16 protein-coding genes are annotated in these 23,504 nt (G+C 68.7%); 12 read left to right on the top strand and 4 right to left on the bottom strand.

Translation table 11 applies throughout. The annotated features are described in order from the left end of the window. Nucleotides 1-4: 4 nt before the first annotated feature. The gene (locus tag IEY58_RS28105) at nt 5-2,152 is read right to left on the bottom strand and encodes a tetratricopeptide repeat-containing diguanylate cyclase (protein ID WP_189051475.1); all 2,148 of its coding nucleotides are present in this window, start codon (nt 2,150-2,152) and stop codon (nt 5-7) included. A gap of 339 nt (nt 2,153-2,491) precedes the next feature. Between IEY58_RS28105 and IEY58_RS28100 the strand changes: the two genes are divergently transcribed. Further along, nucleotides 2,492-3,298, top strand: coding sequence for a DUF72 domain-containing protein (locus tag IEY58_RS28100; protein ID WP_189051474.1), 807 nt, complete (start codon nt 2,492-2,494; stop codon nt 3,296-3,298). Here IEY58_RS28100 and pbpC read toward each other — a convergent pair. Both pbpC and IEY58_RS28090 read right to left on the bottom strand, forming a co-directional pair. Next, nucleotides 3,295-5,328 carry a penicillin-binding protein 1C gene (pbpC, locus tag IEY58_RS28095; RefSeq protein WP_189051473.1) on the bottom strand — a complete coding sequence of 678 codons (2,034 nt, stop codon included), beginning with the start codon at nt 5,326-5,328 and terminating at the stop codon, nt 3,295-3,297. The genes IEY58_RS28100 and pbpC overlap by 4 nt on opposite strands. Nucleotides 5,329-5,330: 2 nt before the next feature. Then, the gene (locus IEY58_RS28090) at nt 5,331-10,343 is read right to left on the bottom strand and encodes an alpha-2-macroglobulin family protein (RefSeq protein WP_189051472.1); all 5,013 of its coding nucleotides are present in this window, start codon (nt 10,341-10,343) and stop codon (nt 5,331-5,333) included. Nucleotides 10,344-10,609: 266 nt separating this feature from the next. On the opposite strand from IEY58_RS28090, the gene IEY58_RS28085 reads away from it, so the two are divergent. The 7 genes from IEY58_RS28085 (at nt 10,610) to ddpX (ending at nt 17,667) form a co-directional block, all read left to right on the top strand. Then, nucleotides 10,610-11,464, top strand: coding sequence for a MurR/RpiR family transcriptional regulator (locus IEY58_RS28085; RefSeq protein ID WP_189051471.1), 855 nt, complete (start codon nt 10,610-10,612; stop codon nt 11,462-11,464). A gap of 53 nt (nt 11,465-11,517) precedes the next feature. Beyond that, the gene (locus IEY58_RS28080) at nt 11,518-13,098 is read left to right on the top strand and encodes an ABC transporter substrate-binding protein (RefSeq protein WP_189051470.1); all 1,581 of its coding nucleotides are present in this window, start codon (nt 11,518-11,520) and stop codon (nt 13,096-13,098) included. Between the two features lie 100 nt (nt 13,099-13,198). After that, nucleotides 13,199-14,215: an ABC transporter permease gene (locus IEY58_RS28075; RefSeq protein ID WP_189051469.1), complete on the top strand. Its 1,017-nt coding sequence runs from the start codon at nt 13,199-13,201 to the stop codon at nt 14,213-14,215. A 1-nt stretch (nt 14,216) separates the two neighbouring features. After that, a complete protein-coding gene (gene ddpC, locus IEY58_RS28070) occupies nt 14,217-15,110 on the top strand; it encodes a D,D-dipeptide ABC transporter permease (RefSeq protein ID WP_189051468.1) in 894 nt (297 codons plus the stop codon). Next, nucleotides 15,110-16,105: an ABC transporter ATP-binding protein gene (locus IEY58_RS28065; protein WP_189051467.1), complete on the top strand. Its 996-nt coding sequence runs from the start codon at nt 15,110-15,112 to the stop codon at nt 16,103-16,105. Before ddpC ends, IEY58_RS28065 begins: the two co-directional genes overlap by 1 nt. Beyond that, nucleotides 16,102-17,076, top strand: a complete 975-nt coding sequence (locus tag IEY58_RS28060; RefSeq protein WP_189051466.1) for an oligopeptide/dipeptide ABC transporter ATP-binding protein — start codon at nt 16,102-16,104, stop codon at nt 17,074-17,076. Before IEY58_RS28065 ends, IEY58_RS28060 begins: the two co-directional genes overlap by 4 nt. A 75-nt stretch (nt 17,077-17,151) precedes the next feature. Further along, entirely contained in the window at nt 17,152-17,667 is a 516-nt protein-coding gene (ddpX, locus tag IEY58_RS28055; RefSeq protein ID WP_189051465.1) for a D-alanyl-D-alanine dipeptidase, read from the top strand. On the opposite strand, the gene IEY58_RS28050 is transcribed toward ddpX, so the two are convergent. Continuing rightward, nucleotides 17,668-18,786: a branched-chain amino acid ABC transporter substrate-binding protein gene (locus IEY58_RS28050; RefSeq protein WP_189051464.1), complete on the bottom strand. Its 1,119-nt coding sequence runs from the start codon at nt 18,784-18,786 to the stop codon at nt 17,668-17,670. Between the two features lie 345 nt (nt 18,787-19,131). Between IEY58_RS28050 and IEY58_RS28045 the strand changes: the two genes are divergently transcribed. From IEY58_RS28045 to IEY58_RS28030, 4 genes are all read left to right on the top strand, one after another. Next, complete coding sequence (locus IEY58_RS28045) at nt 19,132-20,070, top strand: LysR family transcriptional regulator (RefSeq protein ID WP_189051463.1); 939 nt, start codon at nt 19,132-19,134, stop codon at nt 20,068-20,070. 121 nt (nt 20,071-20,191) lie between these two features. After that, nucleotides 20,192-21,106: an NAD(P)-dependent oxidoreductase gene (locus tag IEY58_RS28040; RefSeq protein ID WP_189051462.1), complete on the top strand. Its 915-nt coding sequence runs from the start codon at nt 20,192-20,194 to the stop codon at nt 21,104-21,106. After that, nucleotides 21,099-22,640 carry an aldehyde dehydrogenase family protein gene (locus IEY58_RS28035; RefSeq protein WP_189051461.1) on the top strand — a complete coding sequence of 514 codons (1,542 nt, stop codon included), beginning with the start codon at nt 21,099-21,101 and terminating at the stop codon, nt 22,638-22,640. Before IEY58_RS28040 ends, IEY58_RS28035 begins: the two co-directional genes overlap by 8 nt. 123 nt (nt 22,641-22,763) lie before the next feature. Further along, a complete protein-coding gene (locus tag IEY58_RS28030; protein WP_189051460.1) occupies nt 22,764-23,486 on the top strand; it encodes a serine O-acetyltransferase in 723 nt (240 codons plus the stop codon). The last annotated feature ends 18 nt before the right edge of the window (nt 23,487-23,504 follow it).

The raw sequence follows: 23,504 nt of genomic DNA, 5'->3' as shown, positions 1-23,504 counted from the left end.
CGCCCTACCGCACGCGCTCCTCACCCACGACCTGGTTGCGGCCGGCGCGCTTGGCGGTGTAGAGCGCTGCGTCGGCGCGGGCGAGCGCCGGCTCGATCGCGGTCTCGTCCGCGCCGAGCATGGCCACGCCGAAGCTTGCGGTGATGGCGATCGGCGTCGGATCGTCGGGCTCGCCGATCGCGATCGCCGTGCTGGCGATCGTGTCCCACACCCGTTCCGCCAGATGGCGCGCGTCGCCGGTGTCGGCGCCCGGGACCAACAGCACGAACTCGTCGCCGCCCAGCCGGCCGATGAAGTCGCTCGGCCGCAGCATGCCGCGGGCGACCTCGACGACCCGGCGGATCACCGCGTCGCCCGCGGCATGGCCGAAGTGGTCGTTGACGTGCTTGAAATGGTCGATGTCGAACATGACGACGCCGAGCGGCCGCGTGTCCCGGTGCGCGCGGGCGATCTCGGCCGCGGCCCGGTCGTCGAAGTGCCGGCGGTTGCCGGCACCGGTCAGCGGATCGAGCAGCGACAGGCGTTCGAACTCGGCGCGCCGCATCTCGACCTCGGCCTGGGCCTCGCGCAGCTCGGCGAGCGCGGTCTCGAGCGCCGCCATCCGTTCCGCTTCGGCCCGGGCGAGCTCGGCGCTGTGGATCGTCGCGAGCCGCGCCTGCTCCGTCTCGTGGTGGATCTGCAGCACCAGCGTCCGGTTGGCGGCACGCCGATGGCCCTCGCGCCGCTCCGCCGCCACGGCCCGCTTCAGGTAATCGAGCGCCCGGACGTTGTAACCGGCCGCCTCCCAGCCGGTCGACAGGTCCATCAGCAGGTCGACGGGCGCCTGCCAGCCGTCGACCGCCCTGCCGATGGTCAGCGCCTGTTCGAGATAATGCACGACGGCCGTGGGCTCGCGCATGCCGGCGGGCGACGGCAGGTCATGGCGCTGGTGGATTTCGGCGAGCGCGCGCACGTGCTCGATCTGGGCGGTCTTGATGTGGTGCGCGGTTGCGACCTGGCGCGCCGCCTCAATCCGCTGCAGCGCCTCCTCGACCCGGCCGGCGTGCGACAGGGTCTGGGCGGCGCCGATCAGCGCGTTCGCCAGGCTCTCGTGATAATCCTCGGTTCGGAAGATGCGGATCGCGACCTCGTAGGCGGCGAGCGCCTCGTCGGGCCGATCGAGCGCCAGCAGCGTCTTGCCGAGCACCCGATGGGTGACGCCCTTGTTGGTGCCGTCCGGAAAGTGGCTGTAAAGCGCCACCGCTTCCTCCAGCACCTCCCGGCTGCGCTCGAGCTGGCCCAGCTGGCGCAAGAGATCGCCAAGCCGCGTGATTGAGAAGGCGAGGACGGAGCGCCAGCCCGTGGCGCGGGCCTCGACATATTCCCGGTCCATCCATTCGGCCGCCGCGTCGAGATCGCCCAGCTCCTGCAGGTACCAGCTGGCATTGTCCGCGATGGCGATCGCGTAGCGGACGAGCCCCGCGGCTTCGGCCCGCTGCCGCGCCCGGGCGGCGCACAACAGCGCCAGCGACCATTCGTTGCGCGCCCGGTAGACGACCGCGCGCGCCGTCAGCAGCACGGCGGCGAGAGCCGGGTGCTCGTTGGCGTACGGGCAGGGCCCGTCGTCATGGGCGCTCGGCGTGCCGCCGTCCATGGCGACGAGCCGCTGCTCGGCCGCGCCGACGTCGCAATAGGCGAGCAGCAGCAGAAGCCAGCTCTCGGCAATCCGCCGGCGCAGCGTATCGGACCCGCGCGCGTAATGCTCGCGCGCGCACTCGGCGCTCTCGCGGGCGCCCCTGGCGACGCCGCAGCTCATGTGCATGAGGTTGACGATCAGCGCCGAATCGCCGAGACCGATCGAGTCGTCGAGGGCGGCGAACACCCGGTCTGCCCGGGCGAGGGCGGCCCGCGCGTCGTCGAATCGGCATTGCAGCACGGCGATCTCGCCCCGCACCAGATCGAGGCGCGCGCGTCGGCGCAGCGTCTCCGCGTCCGGCGGCGCCCGGTCCAGGAGCCGCGCCGCCTCGTCCGCGAGCGCTGACGCCCGCACGGAATCACGCTGGCGCAGATACCAGGCGAGCGTCACGAGCGACGGCAGGCGATCGCGGCCGGCGAGGGCAGGCAGCGCCGTTTCGTGCAGCGTGACCTCGTCGTCAAGCGCATAGAGTTCCATCGAAGCGGCTCCGGCGGTCTTACGGGGCGCGATTCTCGGTCAGCTTGTATTAGATTAGATCCGGCACGGCCAATGTGCGATGGATCACACAGGCGTCAAAGGTGCGGCACTGCAAGGTTATAGTGCAGTATTTCGATCGACTCGCCTAGAAGAATCTAATTTCTACTGTCGTCTTCCTAGTGGCGAGTGGCGTCAGCATCTAGAGCCGGTAGAGTTCAAAGGCTATTGCCACACGAGGAGATAGTAAGCGAACCTGCATAGCTGAGAGATGATGGCGCCGGCGGCGGCGTTTCGCATCGGCCGCGGCGGGCGCAACCCGGCGAAGGGAGAGAGACGGAAATGGCAGAGCGGACGGCGTCACGCATCCGGATCGGCATCGGCGGCTGGACCTACGAGCCCTGGCGCGGCAGCTTCTATCCGGACGGGCTGGCGCAGAAGCGCGAGCTGGAATTCGCCAGCGGCAAGCTCACCTCGATCGAGATCAACGGCACCTATTACGGCTCGCAGAAGCCGGAGAGCTTTGCGCGCTGGCACGACGAGACGCCGGATGATTTCGTCTTCACGCTCAAAGGGCCGCGCTTTGCGACCAACCGGCGCGTGCTGGCCGAGGCCGGCCCATCGATCGAGAAGTTCGTGACCAGCGGCATCACCGAGCTCAAGGGCAAGCTCGGCCCGATCAACTGGCAGTTCATGGGCACGAAGAAGTTCGATCCGGACGATTTCGCGGCCTTCCTGAAGCTGCTGCCGAAAAGCGTCGACGGCCGTGCGCTCAGCCACGCGGTCGAGGTGCGCCATGAAAGCTTCCGTAGCCCGGATTTCGTGGCGCTCGCCCGCGAGCATGGCGTCGCGGTCATCATCGCCGGCGATTCCGAATTCCCGCAGATCGCCGACGTGACGGCGCCCTTCGTCTATGCCCGCATCATGGGCACGAAAGCAGGCGAAACCTTGGGATATGGGCCGGCCGACCTCGACCGCTGGGCCGGCATCGCGCGCCACTGGGCCGAGGGCGGCACGCCCGAGGGGCTCATGACGGCCGGCGCGCCGGCAGCGGAAAAGACGGCGCGCGACGTGTTCCTCTATGTCATCAGCGGCTTCAAGGAGCGCAATCCGCAGGCGGCGATGGCGCTGATCGAGCGGGTGAGCTAGCGCAACCGTATGGTGGCGCTCGTGCGCCGGCCGGTGGCGTCGGTCACGGTCACGCGGGCGAAGCCCGGCCCGTCCGGCTGCCATTGCACCGGGGCGGCAAGGCCGGGCGACGGCAGCGGCACGCCGTTCACCGACCAGCGATAGGGTGGCGTGCCGCTATCGGCCTCGAGCTGCAGCGGCCCGAGCCGGCCGGTCTCGTCCGCGACGTCGATCTGCGCGCCGTCGGGCGGGAACAGGATGCGCGGCGGGTTTGCCTTGGGCAGGGCATGCAGCCCGTCGCGATCGGCGAACCGTTCGAGGGCGCGCGGCAGCGGCGTCGACGGACCGGCCTCGGCGAGGGCCGCGGGGCCGTCGGCGCTCGTTTCGGCCGGCAGCAGGTCGAAGAGCGTAAACAGCAGCGGCGCCGCCGTATTGCGGCCGTAGGCGCCGGGTCGGGGCGACCCGTCGGCGCGGCCGGTCCAGACGCCGATCGTCCAGTCGGGGCTGTAGCCCACCGCCCAGGCGTCGCGGAAGCCGTAGGACGTGCCGGTCTTGTAGGCGATCGGCCGGGCCCCGGCGGCAAGCGCCCGCGGCATCCGCCCGTCGGGCGGCGGCGAGCCGCGCAGGATCGCCGTGATCTCGCGCGCCGCATGGGGCGTCATGAGGGTGGCCTCGCCGGGGACGGCGCCCGGCACGAGGCGCAGCGGCGCCGCGCGGCCGTCATGGGCCAGGCCGACATAGAGCCGGGTCAGGTCGAGAAGGCTGATGCCGACGCCGCCCAAGGCGAGCGGCAGGCTGGGGCCCAAGTCGCCCGCGGGAAAATCGAGCCGCGCGCCGGCGTCGCGCAGGGTTGCCGCGAGCCGCCCGGGGCCGAGCCGATCCAAGAGTGCTATCGCCGGCACGTTCAGGGACTGCTGCAGCGCCTCGCGCGCCGTCACCTCGCCGTGGAAGCCGCGATCGAAATTCTCGGGCGCATAGTCGCCGATCCGGAGCGGCCGATCTTCGACCAGCGTCTCAGGCAGGAGTGCCAGATCGTCGAACGCCAGGCCATAGATGAATGGTTTCAACGCTGAGCCGGGCGAGCGGCGGCGACGGGCCAGGTCGAGCGCACTGCGCACGCCGCCGACCCAGCCGCGGATCGCGAGCTCGCGGTTCTCGACAACCAGGATGGCGACGTCGCCGCCGTCGGTCATCGCCCGGACCGCATCGGCCGCCTCGCGTTCGATGCCGCGTTGGATGCCGGCGTCGATGAGCGTGCGGACGGGTTCGCCGTCGCTGCGATGAAGCCGGCTTGCGACCTGGGGCGCCAGGTGCTGGAACGGATAGCGCCGCGCGATCGTGGGCGGCGGCGTCTCGCGATCGGCCTCCGGCAGCCGCCCCTCGTCGACCAGGCGATCCAGCACCCGACCCGCGGCGGCAAGGGCCCGTGCCGGGTGGCGGTCGGGGCGGAGCGCTGCCGGCCGCTGCGGCAGCGCCACCAGGATCGCGGCCTCGCCCGGCGTCAGCCGGTCCGGCTCATGGCCGAACCAGGTGAGCGAGGCGGCCCGGACCCCTTCGACATTGCCGCCGAACGGTGCCAGCGTCAGGTACATGGCGAGGATCTCGTCCTTGCCGTAGCGTTCCTCGAGCTGGATCGCGCGGATCGCGTCGTGCAGCTTGCCCAGGACCGAGCGCGGGTGCGGCTCCAGCAGGCGCGCCACCTGCATGGTCAAGGTCGAGCCGCCGGAGACGATGCGGCCGGTCCGGATGAGCTGCCAGGCGGCGCGGGTGGCGGCCAGCGGGTCGATGCCGGGATGGTCGCGGAACCGGTGGTCCTCGGCCGCGAGCAGCATGTCGAGGTAATGCGGGTCGACCGCGTCGGGCCGGGTACCAAGCCGCCACATGCCATCGCGCGTCGTCGCCACGTTCAGCACCGTGCCGTCATGGGCGGTCAGCACCGCCGACCGGTCCTGCCAGCGATGGAGATCGGGCGGCAGCAGCCGGTCGAGCAGCAGCGCGCCCGCTGTGACCGCCAGCAGGGCGGCGAACGCCTGGCGCAAGCGCCCGGACATGGTCAGGGCGCCGTCACCTGGACCGTGCCCGCCGCGGTCCGCGCCATGGTGCCGGGATGATACATGTCCTCGACCACCGCCTCCGGCCGCGTGAACGTGCCGGGGGTTACGGCACGCACGACATAGGCGACGTGGAACTTGCCTTCCTTCGCGTCCTCGTCGGCATTCTTGTCCTCTTCGCTCTGCCAGAGATGGAAGTAGCGATAGCCCTCCTCACCCAGGTCGAGCGCTGCCACCAGCCGGTCGTCGCGCGCCTCGCCGATGCGTAGCCGGGTGAGCTGGCCCAGGAAATCCGGCGCCTGGTCCGGGCGCAATATCGCCTCGATCTCCCAGCCCGCCGGCAGCAGGTCGACGAGGGCGAGGCGATGCAGCGCATGGTCGTTGGACGAGCCCGAGAGCGAGACGATGAACCGGCGGTTCTGCGGCAGCGCCGCCGGGTCGAGCACCGTGCCGTCCATGGCGAGGAACGATTTTTCGAGATGCAAGCCCGCGCTGATGGCAGAGGGCGCCGTCGCGGGCGAACCGTGGACGACTAGCGTGCGCCACAGGTCCTGCGATGGCGTGATGGTATAGCCGGCGGCGATCTCCGCGGCGGTCGGCAGGAACGCAGCCTGTCCGTGGGTGCCGGTCACGGGCTTGCCGTTGAGCGAAAGCTCGACCGAGGCCTCGCCGGCCGTCACCGCATGGGCCGCGACCAGCAGCCAGGCCTTTTCCTGGGTCGAGAGCAGATCCGGCGTCTTGCTTAGCGCCTGCAGCTTCGGCACCAGCGGCTGAACGGCGTTAAGTTGGCCGCTCTCGGACGCGATCGCCAGCACGCCCGCGGCGTCGCGCAGGCGGGACCAATAGACGAGCCGTTCCCACCACTGGGCTACGAACGGGCGCTCGATGCCGCTGACGGCGAAGCGCAGGGCGCTGGCGCCGCGCGACCGGTCGCCCAGCACGGCGAGCGCGCCGCTCAGCTGGCCGAGCGCCATCGGGTCCGCCTCGCTGCCCTGCCGGTTGTCCCAGGCGACGAGCGTCTGGCGCGCCTGCAGCCCGTCATGGAGCTGGCGCAGCCGGCCGAGATCGACCCGATGGGCCGGCGCCAGCAGCCAGGCGGCATAGGCGAGCGCATCCGTGCCGCGTGCTCCGCCGTTGTCGCCGGCGCGGTCGGGCTCGCGGAACAGAGATTCGGCATTGGCGTAGCCGCGTTCGATCACGCTGTCCGCCACGTCGAACCCTGCGGCCTTGGCATGCAGCAGGAAGTCGAGGGCATAGAGGCTGAGCCAGTCGCTCGAGAGTCCGTCGCCGGCACGCCACAGGCCGAACGTGCCTTCCGGATCCTGGCGGTCGACGATCCGGTCGATCGCGTCTTGCACACGCTGGCGGATCGCTGCCTTGTCGGCGGCACCGGTCGCGAGCGCTGGATCGTCGTAATAGACGAGCGGGAAGGCCGTCGAGGACAGCTGCTCCGTACAGCCATAGGGATAGCGCCAGAGCGACTGCAGCAGGCCCGGCACGTCGATGCCGGCGAGCTTCGAGTAGCTGACCTGGGTCGTGATGCTGCCGGGCACGAAGACGTCGAGCGTGTGGGGATCGACGGTGAAGCGCTCGCCCTGGTGCTGCAGCGCCACGGTCTCGAGCGTGATCGGGTAATGGGCGCCGCGCACGGAAATCGACCAGTCGCGCACGATCCGGAGGCCCTTGGGGCCCGCGAGCGTGGCGGTGACCTTGGCGATGCCCTCGCTGACGCCGGCGATCGGGATCGTCGTGATCTTGCGCTCGCCGGTCCCGAGCGGGAAGGTCCAGGGCTTGGGTTCCGGCAGGCGTGCCGCACCCTCGACCGCGACCTCGAAGCGATAGTCGCCCGCTATCCCGTCGCGATTGTCGACCAGCACGGTCATGCTTCCCTGGTCGCCAGGGGCGAGGAAGCGCGGCAGCGCCACGTCGGGCACGACCGGGTCGCGCACGGTCAAGGGTGCCTCGGCCCGGCCGACGCCGGACTTGCTGTAGGCGATCGCCATGACCCGAAGTTCGCCCTCGAAGTCGGGCACGGCGAGCGCGACCTTGGCGGCGCCGTCGGCGTCGAGCTTGACCGGGCCTTCGAAGAGCGCCACTGACCGGGTCGGTACCACCGGCAGGCCCTTGCCACCGAACGCGTCGCCGCCACTCCTGAGCGCGCCGGCCTCGCCCTCCGTCCCGTCAAGCAGATGGCCGTAGTCGTCGCGGATCTCGACCGCGAGCCGGCGCTGGCCGAAATAGAATTGGGCCGGATCGGGCGTCTTGAACCGGGTCAGCTGCAGGATGCCCTCGTCGACCGCGGCGAGCGTCAGATAGACCGGCTCGCCGTTGGTGCCGCCCTTGACGGTGACCGGCACCTCGACCGTCTGGCGCGGCACGAGCTTGTCCGGCAGCCGCATCGAGACGTCGAGCAGATGGGCGCCCGGATCGGCGCCGATCCAGGCGAGCCCGATCGCGCGCACCGGCAGATGGCCTTTGCCGCCGTCGGCCGGCCGGTAGAGCGAGACCAGCGCATAGGCGCCGCTGCCCCAATCGGCGCTGACCGGCACCTCGACCGTGGTGCCCTCGCGCGGCACGTCGAGCTCACGGACGTCGAAGACCTTGTCCCGCGCCATCATCAGCCGGACCTTGCCAGCATAGGGCGGCACGATGCGCAACCGGGCGGTCTCGCCGACCTTGTAGCGCTCGTGCTCGACCGTCACGTCGACCTTGTCGGGCGTGTCGGCGGCCCCGGCGGTCGCCATCCAGCCGGAATGGAACGCATAGCTCGCCGTCGCGCCGTCGGGCCCCTCGACGACCAGCCGATAGTCGCCCCAGTCGAACTTGCGGGTGACGACTGAGGGTCGGTCGGGGCTCTGGGTGATGTCGTCGGAAGCGAGCGCCGTCTCGGTGTCGGTGCGATGGAAGTTCCACCGGCCGCCGGTGAGGAACCAGTCGTAATGGCCGATCCGTTCGATGAGCGTCCAATGCAGCCGGGCCGCGACCGGCTTGCCGTCCTCGTCGACCGCGATGATCTCGAACCCGGCCTCGTCCCCTTCGCGGACGCGATCGTCCTTGAAGCGCGGCCGGATGCCGATCATCAGCGGCGCCGTGCGGATGGGCAGGCTCACCTGGTCGCTCGTGACCCGCCCGCCCGGCTCCTGCAACCCCGCGGTGACGGTCGCTTTCAAGGCAACGTTCGGCGGCGGCGCCACGTCGAGCTTGCCGGTCGCGACCGCATGGCCGTCGGGATTGCTGGTACCGGCCTCGAGATCGATCTCCTGCGGCTTGAAGCTGTCGCCCGGCACGCCGAAGCGGTAGCCCTGGGCCGATTGCGGGAACGGCGCCTGATCGACCGCGACCGCCATGTGGGCCTCGGCGCCGAGGCCGCCGGCCGGCGCGCCATAGAGGAAGCGGCCGTCGATCGCGATCTCGACCGGGTCCTTCGGATGCAGCTTGGCTGCGGCGGCGTGCGCCGTCACTTTGAGGCGCTGCGGCACGAAATCCTGCACTTCGACCGCGGTCTCGCCGATCACCTTGCCGTCGGCGTCGGCGGCCTCGATGTGCCAGATGCCGCGGCTCGCCGTGTCCGGCAGGTCGAGGTCGAGCCGGAAGCCGCCGGCTGCCTGGGGCTCGAGCGTCGCCTTCTTGAAGGCGACACCGTTCGGCTTCCTGAGCGTCAGTGCCAATCCGCCGTTCTCGATCGCCTGGCCGATCCGGTCGCGCAGCAGGGCCACCGCATGGATGCGCTCGCCCGGGCGATAGATGCCGCGCTCGGTATAGACGAAGGCGTCGAGCGGCCCGCTCGCGTCGCGGCCGGTGACGCCGCGGTCCGACAGGTCGAACGCCGGCTGGTTGAGGTCGAGCAGCGCGAAATCCTGGTCCTTGCCATAAGCGACCAGCGTGTTCGCCGCGGCGGCGTTCGTGCCGCGCAGCAGGCCGGGCGCGAAGACGGCATGGCCGCCGCCGTCGGCCTTGGCGCTGCCCAGCACCTGGGCGTCGCGCGCCTGCAGCTGGATCTCGACGTCGCCCATCGGCGCCGCCGTCGCGAGCGAGCGGGCGAAGACATGCAGCCCGTCGGCCGCCTTGACCGCGGTCAGCGCGATGTCGGTCTGGACGACCAGCTGGCTCGCGAATTCCCAATCCTCGCTGCGCTGCCAGAGGAACTGGTGCTCGGCATTGCGCGGCTTCAGGCCCTGGGCGTTGGCCGCAACCAGCACATAGACGCCCGGCTGGCGCGGCTCGGCGATCTTGGAGAGCGGGAAAGCGGTGTGGACCACCTCGTTGTGCGGCCCCTTGGTCTCCATCGTGCCGGACCAGACCGGGCGGGCCGACTGCTCGACCAGGGTCTGCAGCGCGTAGCGATAGTTGGGCGCCTGGCTGCGCAGGCTGTCGATCATGCCGGGCGCCAGCCGGTCGTTGATGCGCAGCACCTCGAGGGCGACGCTGTCGACGTTGACCGTGTCGAGTGTCACCCCGCCCGGCGCGTCGCGTGTCAGGATGAAGCCCTGGCCCGCGAAGTTCACGAGCTTCGCCCGGTCGCCGAAATCGACCGTCGCCTCGGCCGCGGCCTCGATCCGGCTGCCGTCTGCGGCCGGCAGGCCGCTCGCGATCGCGATCTTGTAGTGCCGGCCGAGCGACAGGCCGTCGAAGCACACCGCCTTGTCCTGGACGCGCAAGCGCGCGTCGGCCGCGGGTGTCAGCTTGACCCAGTCGCCGTAGTGCGTCTCGGACCGCGTGTCGAGCGCGCGGCTGAACACCAGGCAGGCGCTCGGCTGCGGCTTGGTGAGGTCGGTCACGACGCGGATGAAGCCGAACGGCGCAGGCGGCGTCGGCTTTTCCTGGGTGGGCTTTTCCTGGGCGGGTTTTTCTGGCGCGGGCTTTTCCGAAGCGGGCGTGGCCGCCGTCGGCGCCGTCGTCGCCGCAACCTGCTGCGGTGGGCCGGACGGCGGGGGCGCGCCGGGCTTCAGCAGGAAGGTGAGGCCGAGCGCGGCCAGGACCACGACGACAACGGAAACTCCTGCCAGGCGCCGCATGATCGGTTCACTCTGAAGGATTGCCTCGCGACATGGTAGCGCCGCCATGGCCGGCTTCAAGCGGGGCGCGATGCTGGTCTGCGCGTGCCGGCCAGCCGTGATGTTTCTGCAACGGGCACCCGGAGCGACGATGCCCGGCAAACTCACCGCTCCGGTCCTCGCGACCTCGCGACGGTCGCGCAAAAGTTATGTCCATAACATTTCATTGATACCGATATCATTCCGTCATAGCGTGGTTGTCGGACGAGCGATGGGGGAGCATCGTCATGGTCGACAACCTGCTTGCGGTAATTGCCGAACGGGTCGCCGGGCTCACCAAGCTCGAAAAGCGGATCGCGGCCTATCTCACCGCCAACCCTGACGCCGTCCTGATCGAGACCAGCGCCGCCATCGCCGAACGGTCGGGCGTCAGCGCCATGACGGTCACCCGCTTCTTCAAGAAGCTGGGCTTCGAGAACGTGGCTGCGGCACGCCACGTGACGAAGCAGCATGTCTATGGCCCATCCGCGAGCCGGATCGGCAGCCGGTTCGACGAGTTCCAGAAGACCCGCGCCTCGCTCGACAATGACGTGCAGTACCAGGCGGCCGTGGCCTCGATCCGCAAGGTCTGCGATTACCGGGCGAAGCCGATCTGGCAGGACATCACACGGCTCGTGGCCCACGCCGACAGCGTGTTCGTCACCGGCTTCCAGACCATGAGCTATCTCGCGACCGGCCTGGCACTCAGGCTCGGCTACGTCCGGCCGAACGTCCATGAGCTCGACGGCGGCGACGGCGTCTATGCCAAGATCCTGACGGACCCGTCACCCCGCCGCACGCTGATCCTGATCGACGTGTTCCGGTATGGCCGGAACGGGCCTGTGCTGGCCAAGGCGGCCTGCGAGCGTGGTGCCGACGTCATCGTGTTCTGCGACGAATTCTGCCACTGGGCGGCCGAGATCACGCCCCATGTCGTGGCGCTGCCGGCCGATTCCGATTTCCTGTTCCGCTCGGCCCTCGGCATCCATTTCAGCCTGAGCCTCCTGACGATGGATGTCGCCGACCGGCTGGGCGACGCCGTCAAGCGCCAGCTCGACCTCCTGTCCGACGCCCAGGAGCTGTTCGGCCAATACATGAAATAACCAAGAGCAAGAACCAACCATCACGCACGACCTTTGCAGGGAGCCAAGTCACCATGCCGTCCAAAGACAGACTGAACCGGGCCATGCTCTTCGCGGCCGCGTTGGCACTCGCCGCAACGACCTCGCCGCTGGCACTGGCGGCGACCGCCAAGGACGTCCTCGTCATCGGCAAGTCCGCCGATCCGCAGACGCTCGATCCGGCGGTCACCATGGACAACAATGACTGGACCATCACCTATCCGGCCTACCAGCGGCTGGTGCGCTACAAGACGGAGAACGGCAAGGGCTCGACCAGCGTCGAGGGCGAGCTTGCGACCGGCTGGACGGTCTCGCCGGACAACCTCACCTGGGACTTCAAGCTGAAGCCGGGCAACAGCTTCGCCGACGGCACGCCGGTCGATGCCGCCGCCGTCAAATTCTCGTTCGAGCGCCTGTTCGCCCTGAAGCAAGGCCCCTCGGAAGCCTTCCCGGAAGGTACGGTGGTCACCGCCGTCGACCCGATGACGGTTCGCTTCCAGCTGAAGACGCCGTTCGCGCCGTTCCTCTACACGCTCGCCAATGACGGTGCCGCGATCGTCGATCCCAAGGTGATGGAGCACCAGACGGGCAGCGACCAGGCCCAGGGCTGGCTCTCGGGCCACACCGCCGGCAGCGGCCCCTATCAGCTGACCAGCTGGGAGAAGGGTCAGAGCATCGTGCTCGAACCCAACCCGAAATATGCCGGGGCAAAGCCCGCCTTCTCCAAGGTCATCGTCAAGTTCGTGGCCGAGGCCTCGGCCCGCCGCCTGCAGCTCGAGCAGGGCGACCTCGACATCGCCGAGAGCCTGCCCGGCGACCAGCTCGACGCGCTGAGGAAGGAAGGGGCCGGCAAGGGCCTCGTGGTCGAGGACTACCCGAGCTTCCTTGTCACCTACCTCTATCTCAACAACAAGCGTCCGCCGCTCGACAAGCCCGAGGTGCGCCAGGCGATCGTCGATGCGGTCGACGACGGCGGCATCATCGACGGCATCATGCTGGGCAAGGCGAAGCCCATGACCGGCCCGATCCCCGACGGCATGTGGGGCGCCGATCCGGCGCTGAAGCCTGCCGCCCATGATCCGGCCGCGGCCAAGGCGCTCCTGAAGAAGGCGGGCGTCGGCTCGCTCAAGCTCAATTTCCTCTTGTCCAACAAGGACCCGAACTGGGAGCCGATCGCGCTCGCGGTCCAGGCCAACATGGCTGAGGTCGGCGGTACCGTCTCGCTCGAGAACATCGCCAACGCCACCTTCCGCGAGCGGCTGGGCAAGGGCGATTTCGACATCGCCATCGGCAATTGGAGCCCGGATTTCTCCGACCCCTACATGTTCATGAACTACTGGTTCGATTCGACGAAGCAGGGCCTGTCGGGCAATCGGTCGTTCTATTCGAACCCGAAGGTCGATGAGCTGGTGCGCAAGGCGGCGACCCTGCCGAACCAGGCGGAGCGGACCAAGCTCTACCAGCAGGCCCAGAAGATCGTCATCGCCGATGCCGCCTACGTCTATCTGTTCCAGTGGAACCGCGAGGTGGCGATGCGCTCCGACGTGAAGGGCTACGTCTACAACCCGATGCTGGAGCAGATCTACAATCTGGGTGAGATGTCCAAGACCAAGTGACCGGTTTCGGATCCGGGGGCGGTCGGCGCGCGGCCGCCCCCATTCATCGCCCGTTCAGACTGAAAGCGGATGCCCGCCTCTAGGGGTGGGATGAGCAGCCATGTCCTTTCTCAACATCATCCGGCGGCGCTTAGGATTCCTCATCCTCGTGGTCGTCGGCGTCTCGCTCATCACCTTCGCGATCTCGCACATGATCCCGGGCGATCCAGCACGGCTTATCGCCGGCGAGCGCGCCTCGGACGAGATCGTGGCCCATATCCGCGAGACGCTCAGGCTCGACCGGCCGCTCTGGGAGCAATATGCCCATTACGCCGAGGATCTCCTCCATGGCGACCTCGGCACTTCGATCCGCACCGGCCGCCCCGTGGCGGACGACATCATCGCCTTTTTCCCGGCGACGCTCGAACTGGTGGTGGCGGCGCTGCTGTTCGCCGTCGCGGTCGGCGTCCCGCTCGGCGTCATGTCGGCGGTCTGGCGCGACCGGCCGGTCGACCACCTGGTCCGCACCATCGCCGTGACCGGCATCTCGACCCCGGCCTTCTGGCTGGGCCTGCTCATCATCCTGTGCTTCTACGGCCGGCTGCACTGGCTGCCGGCCGGCGGGCGCATCGACCAGCTGATCGATCCGCCCCGGGCGATCACGCGGTTCTATCTGATCGACGCGCTCATGACCGGCAACGGCGCCGCCTTCCTGTCGAGCCTCACGCACATCATCCTGCCGGCGCTGACGCTGGGCTTCGTCCATGTCGGCGTCGTGGCGCGCCAGATCCGTTCCGCCATGCTCGACCAGCTGAACGAGGACTATGTCCGCACCGCAAAGGCCGGCGGGCTCAGCCGGTGGCGTGTCGTGCTGGGCCATGCGCTGCCGAACGCGCTCATCCCCTCGGTCACGGTGCTGGGCCTCGCTTTCGGCGACCTGCTCTACGGCGCGGTCCTGACCGAGACCGTGTTCGCCTGGCCCGGCATGGGCTCCTATGTCGTGGCTTCGATCCAGGCGCTCGATTTCCCGGCGGTCATGGGCTTCACCATCGTCGTCTCTTTCGCCTATGTGCTCGTCAATCTCGCGGTCGACCTGGTCTATCTGGCGCTCGACCCGCGCATCACGGAAATCGGCTGATATGGCGGATCCTACTCTCGCTTCCGCCGTGGCGGCTCGGCCCGCACGCGCCTTGTTCGACTGGCGCTACCTCGCCTACCGGCTGCGGCGCAGCCCGCTCACCATCGTCGGCCTTGCGATGATCCTGACCGTCCTCGTGGCGATCGTCCTGGTGCCGCAGGTCCTGCCGCTTGAGCCCAACACGGTCAATCTGCGTGCGCGCCTCGCTCCGCCATCGGCCGCCCATTGGTTCGGCACCGACGAGGTCGGGCGCGACATCTTCACCCGCACGATCTACGGCGGCCGCATCTCGGTCTCGATCGGCTTCTTCGTCGTCATCCTGTCCGGCACCGTCGGCTCCACGATCGGCGGCCTGTCGGGCGTGATCGGCGGCCGGCTCGACACGATCGTCATGCGGCTCATGGACGTGCTGCTGTCGGTGCCGTCGCTGGTGCTGACCATGGCACTCGCGGCCGCCCTCGGGCCCAGCCTGTGGAATGCGATGCTGGCGATCGCCCTCGTCCGCGTCCCGGCCTACGTGCGCTTGGCGCGCGGCCAGACGCTGACGATCCGCGAGGCGGCCTACGTCAAGGCGGCGCGCACCTTCGGCGCCCGGCCCTGGCAGATCCTGCGCTGGCACGTGGCGGCCAATGCGCTGCCGCCGATCATAGTCCAGGCGACGCTCGACCTGGGCGCCACGATCCTGATGGCGTCGGCCTTAAGCTTCATCGGCCTCGGCGCCCAGCCGCCGGCGGCCGAATGGGGTGCCATGATCGCCGTCGCCCGCAATTACATCCTGGACCAATGGTGGTACTCGGCCTTTCCGGGTGCGGCCATCCTGTTCACGGCCATCGGCTTCAACCTGTTCGGCGACGGCTTGCGCGACCTCGTCGATCCCAAGCAGAAGGTGCGCTGATGACCGCCGCCCGCAAGGTGCTCGACATCCGGGACCTCACCATCGAGTTCCCGGTCTATGGCGGTGCCGTCCGGGCGCTCGACGGCATCACCCTCTCGGTCGGGGCCGGCGAGATCGTCGGCATCGTCGGCGAATCCGGCTGCGGCAAGTCGGTCACCGCCATGCTGTCGCTGCGCCTGCTGCCGGACGGCCGCTACCGGGTGCTGAACGGCGATATCTCGCTGCTGGGTCACGACGTGCTTGCGGCACCGGAGGCGGATCTCGCCCGGCTGCGCGGCGGCCAGGCCGCCATGGTGTTCCAGGAACCGCTGACGGCGCTCAATCCGACCCGCCGCATCGGCCGGCAGATGATCGAGGTGATCCGCCGCCATCGGCCGATCGACCAGGCCGGCGCCAGGGCGCTCGCGATCCGGCTCTTGGGCGACATGCGCATCGCCGATCCGGCCGAGGTGCTGGAGCGCTATCCGTTCGAGCTGTCGGGCGGCATGCGCCAGCGCGTGCTGATCGCGCTCGCCTTTTCGAGCGACCCGGCCATCGTGATCGCCGACGAGCCGACGACGGCGCTGGACGTGACGGTCCAGCGGCAGGTCATGTCGCTGCTGCGCCGCCGGGCGCGCCAGTCGAATGCCGCCATCCTGTTCATCACCCACGACATGGGCCTGGTGTCGCAATACACCGACCGGGTCTACGTCATGTATGCCGGCCGGGTCGTCGAGACCGGCGCTACCGGGAGCGTGCTGGCGGCGCCGGCCCATCCCTACACCCGCGCCCTGCTCCAAGGCCTGCCCGACCATGCCGTTGCCAAGGCCATGCTGCCGGCCATTCCGGGCAACGTGCCGGACTTGCGGCATCCGCCGGCGGGGTGCGGCTTCGCCGGCCGCTGCGCCCATGCCGTGGCGCGCTGCAGCGAGCGGCCGCCGCTGGCCCCGCTCGATGGCGAGGAAGGCCGCGAGGCCGCCTGCTGGTTCGCCTCCATCCAGGATCATGCGCCATGACCGAGGCCGGAATCGACAGCCCGCTCAGCGTCCAGGACCTGACGGTCCGCTTCCCGGTCGGCCGCAATTGGCTGGGCCGGCCGACCGGCCATGCCCACGCGCTGAACGGCATCGACTTCGCGCTCGAGCGCGGCGAGACCCTGGGCATCGTCGGCGAGTCCGGCTGCGGCAAGAGCACGCTCGCCCAGGTATTGACCGGCCTCGTGAAGCCAAGCGGCGGCACCGTCCGGTTCGGCAGTTCGCCGGGCGCCGAAGCCGCACCGCTGCAGATCGTGTTCCAGGACCCGAACTCGTCGCTCGACCCGCGCATGCGCGTCTGGCGCATCATCACCGAGCCCGTGTTCCTGCATCGACGGGTTCCCGCTAACGAGTTGAGGGCGCTCGCCCAATCTCTGGCCGCCCAGGTCGGGCTCAGGCCCGAGCATGTCGACCGCTACCCTCACGAATTCTCGGGCGGTCAGCGCCAGCGCATCGCCATTGCCCGCGCCCTTGCAGCCGACCCGTCGATCGTCATCCTGGACGAGCCGACCTCGGCCCTCGACATCTCGGTCCAGGCGCAGATCCTCAACCTGCTGGTCGACCTGCAGCGCCGGCGCGGGCTCACCTACCTGTTCATCTCCCACGATGTCTCGGTGATCCGCCATGTCGCCGACCGGGTCGCCGTCATGTATCTGGGCCAAATCGTCGAGCTCGGCAGGGCCGCGGACGTGCTGGATCATCCGCGACATCCCTATACCCGTCTCCTCCTGGAGGCCGTGCCGCGCATCGGCCAGAGCGTCGACGACGAGGCCGCGATCGACGCCCGCGAACTGCCCTCGAACCGGCGCCTGCCGGCAGGCTGCTTCTTTCGCGAGCGCTGTCCCTTCGCCGCCGCCGGCTGCGAGCAGCCGCAGGTTCTGGAGCCGACCGCCGACGCTGCTGCCCATCCCGTGCGCTGCCATCGGAGCCGTGAGGGTGCGCTCGCACCCTGACGAACCCCCCGCACGTTCCCTCCCGGCCTGCCCCGCAGCGGACCCGCTCTCTCACCCATGCCCGATCGGACGATCATGCAGCTTTTGGAAATCCACCATCCCGCCATCGACGTGGCACTCGCCTATGCCACGGCCGACAACATCACCGGCCGGCCGCTCTACGAGCATGCCAGGGCGCTGCTCCACCCGGACGCGCACGCGGCGCTGATGCGCGCGGCGGAGCTGGCTTCAGCCCAGGGGCTGCGCTTGCGCGTCTACGATGCCTATCGGCCGGCGGCGGTGCAGCAAGCGCTGTGGGACGTGCTGCCTGACCCGACCTTCGTCGCCGATCCGCGCAAGGGTTCGGCCCACACCCGTGGCGTCGCCGTCGATCTTACGCTCACCGATGAGGCGGGCGTGCCGCTCGACATGGGAACGGGCTTCGACGAGATGACATCCCGATCCTTCCATGCGCGCACCGACATCCCGGTCGCAAGCCTGCAGAACCGCAGCCTGCTGCTCGGCACGATGGCCGCCGCCGGTTGGGCTCACAATCCGCGGGAATGGTGGCACTACAACCTGCCCGATCCAGGGCGCTATCCGCTCGTCTAGCTAGAGCTCGGTCGCCTTGCCATTTGCCCAGTGCCACACGACATAGCCGCCGGCGGTGATGTCGCCCTTCTCGTCATATTTGATCGGGCCGATCACGGTGTCGAACGTGTTGCTGTGCAGGACCTTGACCAGCTCGTCCAGCTTCACCGACTTCGCCTTCTCCGCCGCCTGGGCAAAGACCTGGACCGCGGCGTAGGAATAGAGCGTATAGCCTTCCGGGGTGTAGCCGCCCTTCTTGAATTCCTCGATCACGGCCTGGGAGGTCGCCTGCCTTTCCGGGTCGGGCGGGAAGGTGAACAGCGTGCCTTCGCCGACCGCCCCCGTGATGCTCCAGAATTCGTCGGTCTGGGTGGAATCGCCGCCCATCAGTACGGCCTTCAGCCCCTGATCGTGCGATTGGCGCACCAGCAGGCCGGCCTCGGTCGGGTAGCCGCCGAAATAGATCATCTCGACGCCGGCCTGCTTCAGCTTGCTGATGAGCGCCGTGAAGTCCTTGTCGCCAACGGTGACCGAATCATCCACCACTTCCTTGATGCCGCCGGCGTTGATCGTCTTGCGGACCTGGTCGGTGATGCCTTTGCCAAAGGCGGAATGATCGTCGAGGATCGCGACCTTCTTCCCTTTGAAGTGCTCGACGATGTACTTGCCGGCCGTCGGGCCCTGGTCGTCGTCGCGGCCGCAGACGCGATAGACGTTCGTCCATTTCTTCCTGAAGGCCTCGTCCGTCAAGGCGGGGTTGGATGCGCTGGGCGTGATCATCAGCACGCTTGCCTCGGCATAGACGGCGGAGGCCGGGATCGTCGAGCCCGAGCAGTAATGGCCGTCGATGAACACGACCCCCTTGGACGCGAGCTGGTTCGCGACGGCCACCGCCTGCTTCGGGTCGCAGGCATCGTCGCCCACCGACAGCGCGAGCTTCTTGCCGAGCACGCCGCCCTGGGCATTGATGTCGGCCACGGCCTGTTCGGCACCGTGCTTGAACTGCTCGCCCGATGCCGCGTTCGAGCCGGTGATCGGGCCGGCGACCGCGATCTGGATGTCCTCGGCATGCGCGGGGGCATGCGCGGCCGCCGCGGTCAGCGCGATCGCCGAGGCGACGGCGAGCGATAGTTTCTGCATCGATCTACTCCCTGTTGGCGCGCGCCTGCTCGACAACAATTGCGAGCGGTTCTTTCGTTGATTGGGCGAGATCGTCGGAAGCGTCCAAAACGTCTCCATTGGAGCGTAGTAACGACCAACTAAACCGGGGAGACCAATAAAGGAGAAGTTCGCGTTGCCGAATTTGCAACGCTGAGGCCGGCATCGCTCTGGGCCTGCCGAGCCGCAAACCGATCGCTGCGATATGTTCCAAATTCGGCAACACTGGTTGATGAATCGGCACTATTCGCGCAATGCTGCGGCGGGGCATCGTGATCCGGCGGCCTCGCCGTCAACGTCCCGGAATGCTGAGCGAGGCCGAAGCCGATGGAAGCCTTTGACGCCAGGGCGCTACGCCATTTCCTCGCGGTCGTGCGAACGGGCTCGATCCGCAAGGCGGCCGACCATCTGCATGTGGCGCCCTCGGCGGTCAGCCGTCAGATCGCGGATGTCGAGCGTCGGCTGGAGCTTCCGTTGTTCGAGCGGACCGCCCGCGGCATGATCCTGACCGAGGCCGGCCAGCTCATGGTCGAACATGCGATGCGCGTGATCGAGGATCAGGACCTGCTGACCGAGCAGTTGGGCCAGCTGAAGCACGTCAAGCAAGGCCTCGTGCGGATCTGCTGTGGCGAAGGCTTCCTGGCCGACTTGATTGAACATGGCCTGACCAGGTTTTCACCCGTCTACCCGACGATCCGCTTCGCCATCACGCTCGGCGGGACCGATGCCGTGCTCGAGGCGATCCGGAGCGGCGATGCCGATATCGGCGTGGTCTACAACCCGATCATCGACACGAGCGTTCGGTCGCTGGCCATTTCCCGGCAGCCGCTCTGTGTCATCACGCCGCCGGGGCATCCGCTGCACGACAGAGAACGGGTGAGCCTGTGCGACACCCTCGACAATTCCTGCGCCTTGCTCACCCAAGGACACGGCGTCAGGCAACTCGTCGGGCGGGTCGCGGCCGACAATGGCAGAGCCCTGGTGCCGATCCTGGAGACGACGTCGATCGACGTGCTTCGCCGCTACGTCAGCGTCGGGCAGGGCATCACCTTCCTGCCCCGGTTCGCCGTCGCGACGGAGCTCGCGCGGGGCGTCGTCGGGATCGTCGATCTGACCGACTCGCTGCTGACCGAAGCGAGCGCCCATCTGATCGTGCGGGCACGCCGCCGGTTGCCCACATCGGTCGAGCGGCTTGCCGGCTATCTCGCCAAGGAAATGGTAGCGTTCCAGGAAGCGCCGCAGGAGCGGCCTGCCCTGTTGCGCTGAAGGCAACACATCGTTCCGGTATAGCCGTCTAGCCCGTAACGGCCGGTTCCTGGAACTCTTGCTCCCGCGACGAGGGGCGCTTGCCGCTCGTACGACAGTCTTGGCAGAGGGTCAACTCAGCATGGCGAACCAGCGACCAACGATCGGCGTTGTCGGGCTTGGCAGCATGGGCCTGGGCATGGCCCAGACGCTCGCCGGCAAAGACTTCGACGTGCTCGGCTTCGATCTGTCGGCCGAACGCTGCACCGCCGCCGCGGCCTCGAATGTCGGTGCGCCGCGCGAGCTTCCGGAGATCTTCTCGGCCGCAGATTTCATCGTCTTCTCGCTGCCGACGGCGCGTGACGTCGCCGGCGTCGTGAATGATCATATCGAGCAGCTGGGCCGTCGGTCGGACCGGCGTGTCATCATCATCGATACGTCGACGTCCGAGCCGGATGTGAGCCGAGAACTGGCGCAGCGCCTGGCCGCGGCCGGCCACGGTTTCCTCGATGCGCCGGTCAGCGGCGGGCCTGGCGGCGCTGCAACCGGCAAGCTCGCGATGATGATCGGCGGAACGGAGGAGGACGTGGCCCTCGCCCGCCCCGTCATTGAGGCGATGGCGGCCAAGATCCTGCACGTCGGGCCGAGCGGCGCCGGGAACGTCGCGAAGCTGGTGAACAACCTGCTCGTCGCTGCGCATATGATCACGACGAGCGAGGGGCTGAAGCTGGCCGCCGCCGCCGGCGTCAGCCCGGAAGCCGCCTTGCGCGTGATCAACGCCGCGACCGGCCGCTCCGCGATCAGCGAGATCCACTTCCCGACCTGGATCATGTCGGAACGGTTCGACAGCGGGTTTTCCATGGGGCTGATGCGCAAGGACGTACGCCTGGCCCGCGAGCTCACCGAGCGGGCCGGGGCCGATCTGCCGCTGACCGGGCTGATCGGCCAGATTTGGGCTGAGAGCGCCGGGCGCCTGGCGGATTCGGATGATTTCACGCGCATGGGCGACTTCAGGACGCCCGCCGCTTCGGAGAAGAAGGTGGCCACCAATGGGTAATATCGCGCTCGACATCGCCCAGGATGCTCGCATCGCCGAGCTTCTTTCGGGCTTTCTGCCCGGCAAGGCGATCGGCAGCTGGGTCGGCGGCGAGGTTCTGCCCGGTACCGGCGAAACGGTCGATCTGATCGATCCCGCGTCCGGCCAGCCCTTTGCCGCCTACAAGGACGCCGACGAGGCCGTCATCGACAGCGCCATGGAGGCGGCACAGAAGGCGCAGCGTCAATGGTTCGCTCTCACCGCCTCGGCGCGCGGCCGGGTCATGGTCGAGATCGGCCGGCTGATCCGTCAGCATGCCAAGGAGATCGCGGAGCTCGAATGCCGTTCGGCCGGCCGGCCGATCCGCGATATGCGCGGCGAGGCGCTACGCGTCGCCGAGATGTTCGAATATTACGCCGGCTGGTGCGACAAGCTTCATGGCGAGGTCATCCCGGTTCCGACCTCCCATCTGAACTACACGCGTCATGAGCCCTATGGCGTGGTCGTTCAGATCACGCCATGGAACGCACCCTTGTTCACAGCAGGATGGCAGATCGCGCCGGCGATCTGCACCGGCAATGCGGTCGTGCTGAAGCCGTCGGAACTGACGCCGCTGAGCTCGCTCGTGGTCGGCATTCTCTGCGAGCGGGCCGGCGCACCGCGCGGCCTGGTCAATGTGATTGCCGGCCAGGGACGTACGGCGGGACAGGCGGCCGTCGGCCATGCCAGGGCAGGACTCGTGGTCTTCGTCGGTTCTGCCCTTGCCGGCTCGGCGATCGCCGCCACGGCGGCGCGCAACCTCGTGCCCTGCATCCTCGAGCTCGGCGGCAAGTCCGGCAACATCGTGTTCGCCGATGCCGATCTCGATCGCGCGATCGTCGGCGCCCAGGCCGCGATTTTCGGGGCGGCGGGACAGAGCTGTGTCGCCGGGTCCCGCTTGCTGGTCCATCGGTCGGTCCATGAAGCGTTCGTCACGAAATACGCGCGGGCGGCCGAACGCATCCCCGTGGGTTCGCCGCTGCTCGAGACGACCCAGATCGGGCCGATCAACAACGCGCGTCAGTGGCATAAGATCGACGAGATGGTCCGCCGGGGCCTGGCCGACGGCGCGTCGCTCGCGACCGGCGGCCAGAAGCCGGCAGCGCTCGCCGACACCGGCGGGTTCTACTATGCGCCGACGATCCTCGATCGGGTCTCGCCGGCCATGGAGATCTCGCGCGAGGAGGTGTTCGGCCCCGTCGTCGGCGTGACCCCGTTCGACGACGAGGAGGAAGCGATCCAACTCGCCAACGGTACACCCTATGGCCTGGCGGGCGCCGTCTGGACGCGTGACGTCGGGCGAGCGCATCGCGTCGCCGCCGCCGTGCGCGCGGGAACGTTCTGGATCAACGGCTACAAGACCATCAACGTCATGTCGCCGTTCGGCGGGTTCGGCCGGAGCGGCTATGGCCGGTCGAGCGGCAAGGAAGCGCTGATGGCCTATACCCAGACGAAGAGCATTTGGGTCGAGACCGCGGCCGAGCCGCCGATCAGTTTCGGCTATTCCCCGGGCTGAACGCGGCAGCCGGAAGCATCGCGGAGCGAACCAGGGGGAGACGCAGTCGTGAACCATGGCGCCGAAAGGACAGCAGGCGCAACCCCGCCCGCGGCAGACCGCCGGCATGCCGATCCGCTCATCATGGAAGCGAGGGCCCTGTTCGCGCGGGAGCCCGCATTGCGGCCGATCCTTGCAATCGCGCCGGAAGAATTGTCGTCCGATGCCGAGCTGTTCGCGACCGTCCTGTCGAGCAGCCTCGCCGACTCAGCGGCGCGCCAAGCGGCAGGCACGACGGCTCTCGCGGTCTTTCGCAGCGACGGCGATGCGTTCGAAGCCGCTCGCGCGGATGTCGAAGCGACGGCGCGAAAGAATTTCGAACCCGGTGGGCCGATCGCCACACTGCTGTTCTCGCGCGGGATCCACGCGCTGCTGGCGCATCGTGTGGCCCACAGCCTGTGGTCTGCCGGCCGGACCGACCTTGCCCTCGCCCTCAAGACGGTGTTCGGGCGGGCCTTCACGACGGACATTCATCCGGCGGCGCGCTTCGGTCGCGGCATCTGGCTCGACCATGGGCTGGGATTCGTCGTCGGCGAAACGACGATCATCGAGGATGACGTGGCGATCTGGCACGGCGTGACGCTCGGCAGCACGCTCAAGGATGACGGTCCCGAGCGGCATCCCCGGATTCGGCGGGGTGCTACGATCGGCGCCGGTGCCATCATCCTCGGCGGCATCGAGATCGGCGCGGGGAGCGTCATCGCCGCTGGCTCCGTCGTGCTCTCGAGTGTCGAGCCGGGGACGACAGTCGCCGGCGTGCCAGCGAAGCGGAAGGTCCGGTCTTCAGGCTCCTTCGCGGGATTTTGACAGCACCACGGATGGAGG

This window comes from Aliidongia dinghuensis, from assembly GCF_014643535.1.
Lineage (GTDB): Bacteria > Pseudomonadota > Alphaproteobacteria > ATCC43930 > CGMCC-115725 > Aliidongia > Aliidongia dinghuensis.
This window is presented reverse-complemented; position numbering and strand designations above follow the sequence as displayed.

What these genes read in the sequence shown, in the direction of transcription:
- IEY58_RS28105 (WP_189051475.1), bottom strand. Translation starts at nt 2,152, where the DNA reads ATGGAACTCTATGCGCTTGACGACGAGGTCACGCTGCACGAAACGGCG.
- IEY58_RS28100 (WP_189051474.1), top strand. Translation starts at nt 2,492, where the DNA reads ATGGCAGAGCGGACGGCGTCACGCATCCGGATCGGCATCGGCGGCTGG.
- pbpC (WP_189051473.1), bottom strand. Translation starts at nt 5,328, where the DNA reads ATGTCCGGGCGCTTGCGCCAGGCGTTCGCCGCCCTGCTGGCGGTCACA.
- IEY58_RS28090 (WP_189051472.1), bottom strand. Translation starts at nt 10,343, where the DNA reads ATGCGGCGCCTGGCAGGAGTTTCCGTTGTCGTCGTGGTCCTGGCCGCG.
- IEY58_RS28085 (WP_189051471.1), top strand. Translation starts at nt 10,610, where the DNA reads ATGGTCGACAACCTGCTTGCGGTAATTGCCGAACGGGTCGCCGGGCTC.
- IEY58_RS28080 (WP_189051470.1), top strand. Translation starts at nt 11,518, where the DNA reads ATGCCGTCCAAAGACAGACTGAACCGGGCCATGCTCTTCGCGGCCGCG.
- IEY58_RS28075 (WP_189051469.1), top strand. Translation starts at nt 13,199, where the DNA reads ATGTCCTTTCTCAACATCATCCGGCGGCGCTTAGGATTCCTCATCCTC.
- ddpC (WP_189051468.1), top strand. Translation starts at nt 14,217, where the DNA reads ATGGCGGATCCTACTCTCGCTTCCGCCGTGGCGGCTCGGCCCGCACGC.
- IEY58_RS28065 (WP_189051467.1), top strand. Translation starts at nt 15,110, where the DNA reads ATGACCGCCGCCCGCAAGGTGCTCGACATCCGGGACCTCACCATCGAG.
- IEY58_RS28060 (WP_189051466.1), top strand. Translation starts at nt 16,102, where the DNA reads ATGACCGAGGCCGGAATCGACAGCCCGCTCAGCGTCCAGGACCTGACG.
- ddpX (WP_189051465.1), top strand. Translation starts at nt 17,152, where the DNA reads ATGCAGCTTTTGGAAATCCACCATCCCGCCATCGACGTGGCACTCGCC.
- IEY58_RS28050 (WP_189051464.1), bottom strand. Translation starts at nt 18,786, where the DNA reads ATGCAGAAACTATCGCTCGCCGTCGCCTCGGCGATCGCGCTGACCGCG.
- IEY58_RS28045 (WP_189051463.1), top strand. Translation starts at nt 19,132, where the DNA reads ATGGAAGCCTTTGACGCCAGGGCGCTACGCCATTTCCTCGCGGTCGTG.
- IEY58_RS28040 (WP_189051462.1), top strand. Translation starts at nt 20,192, where the DNA reads ATGGCGAACCAGCGACCAACGATCGGCGTTGTCGGGCTTGGCAGCATG.
- IEY58_RS28035 (WP_189051461.1), top strand. Translation starts at nt 21,099, where the DNA reads ATGGGTAATATCGCGCTCGACATCGCCCAGGATGCTCGCATCGCCGAG.
- IEY58_RS28030 (WP_189051460.1), top strand. Translation starts at nt 22,764, where the DNA reads ATGGAAGCGAGGGCCCTGTTCGCGCGGGAGCCCGCATTGCGGCCGATC.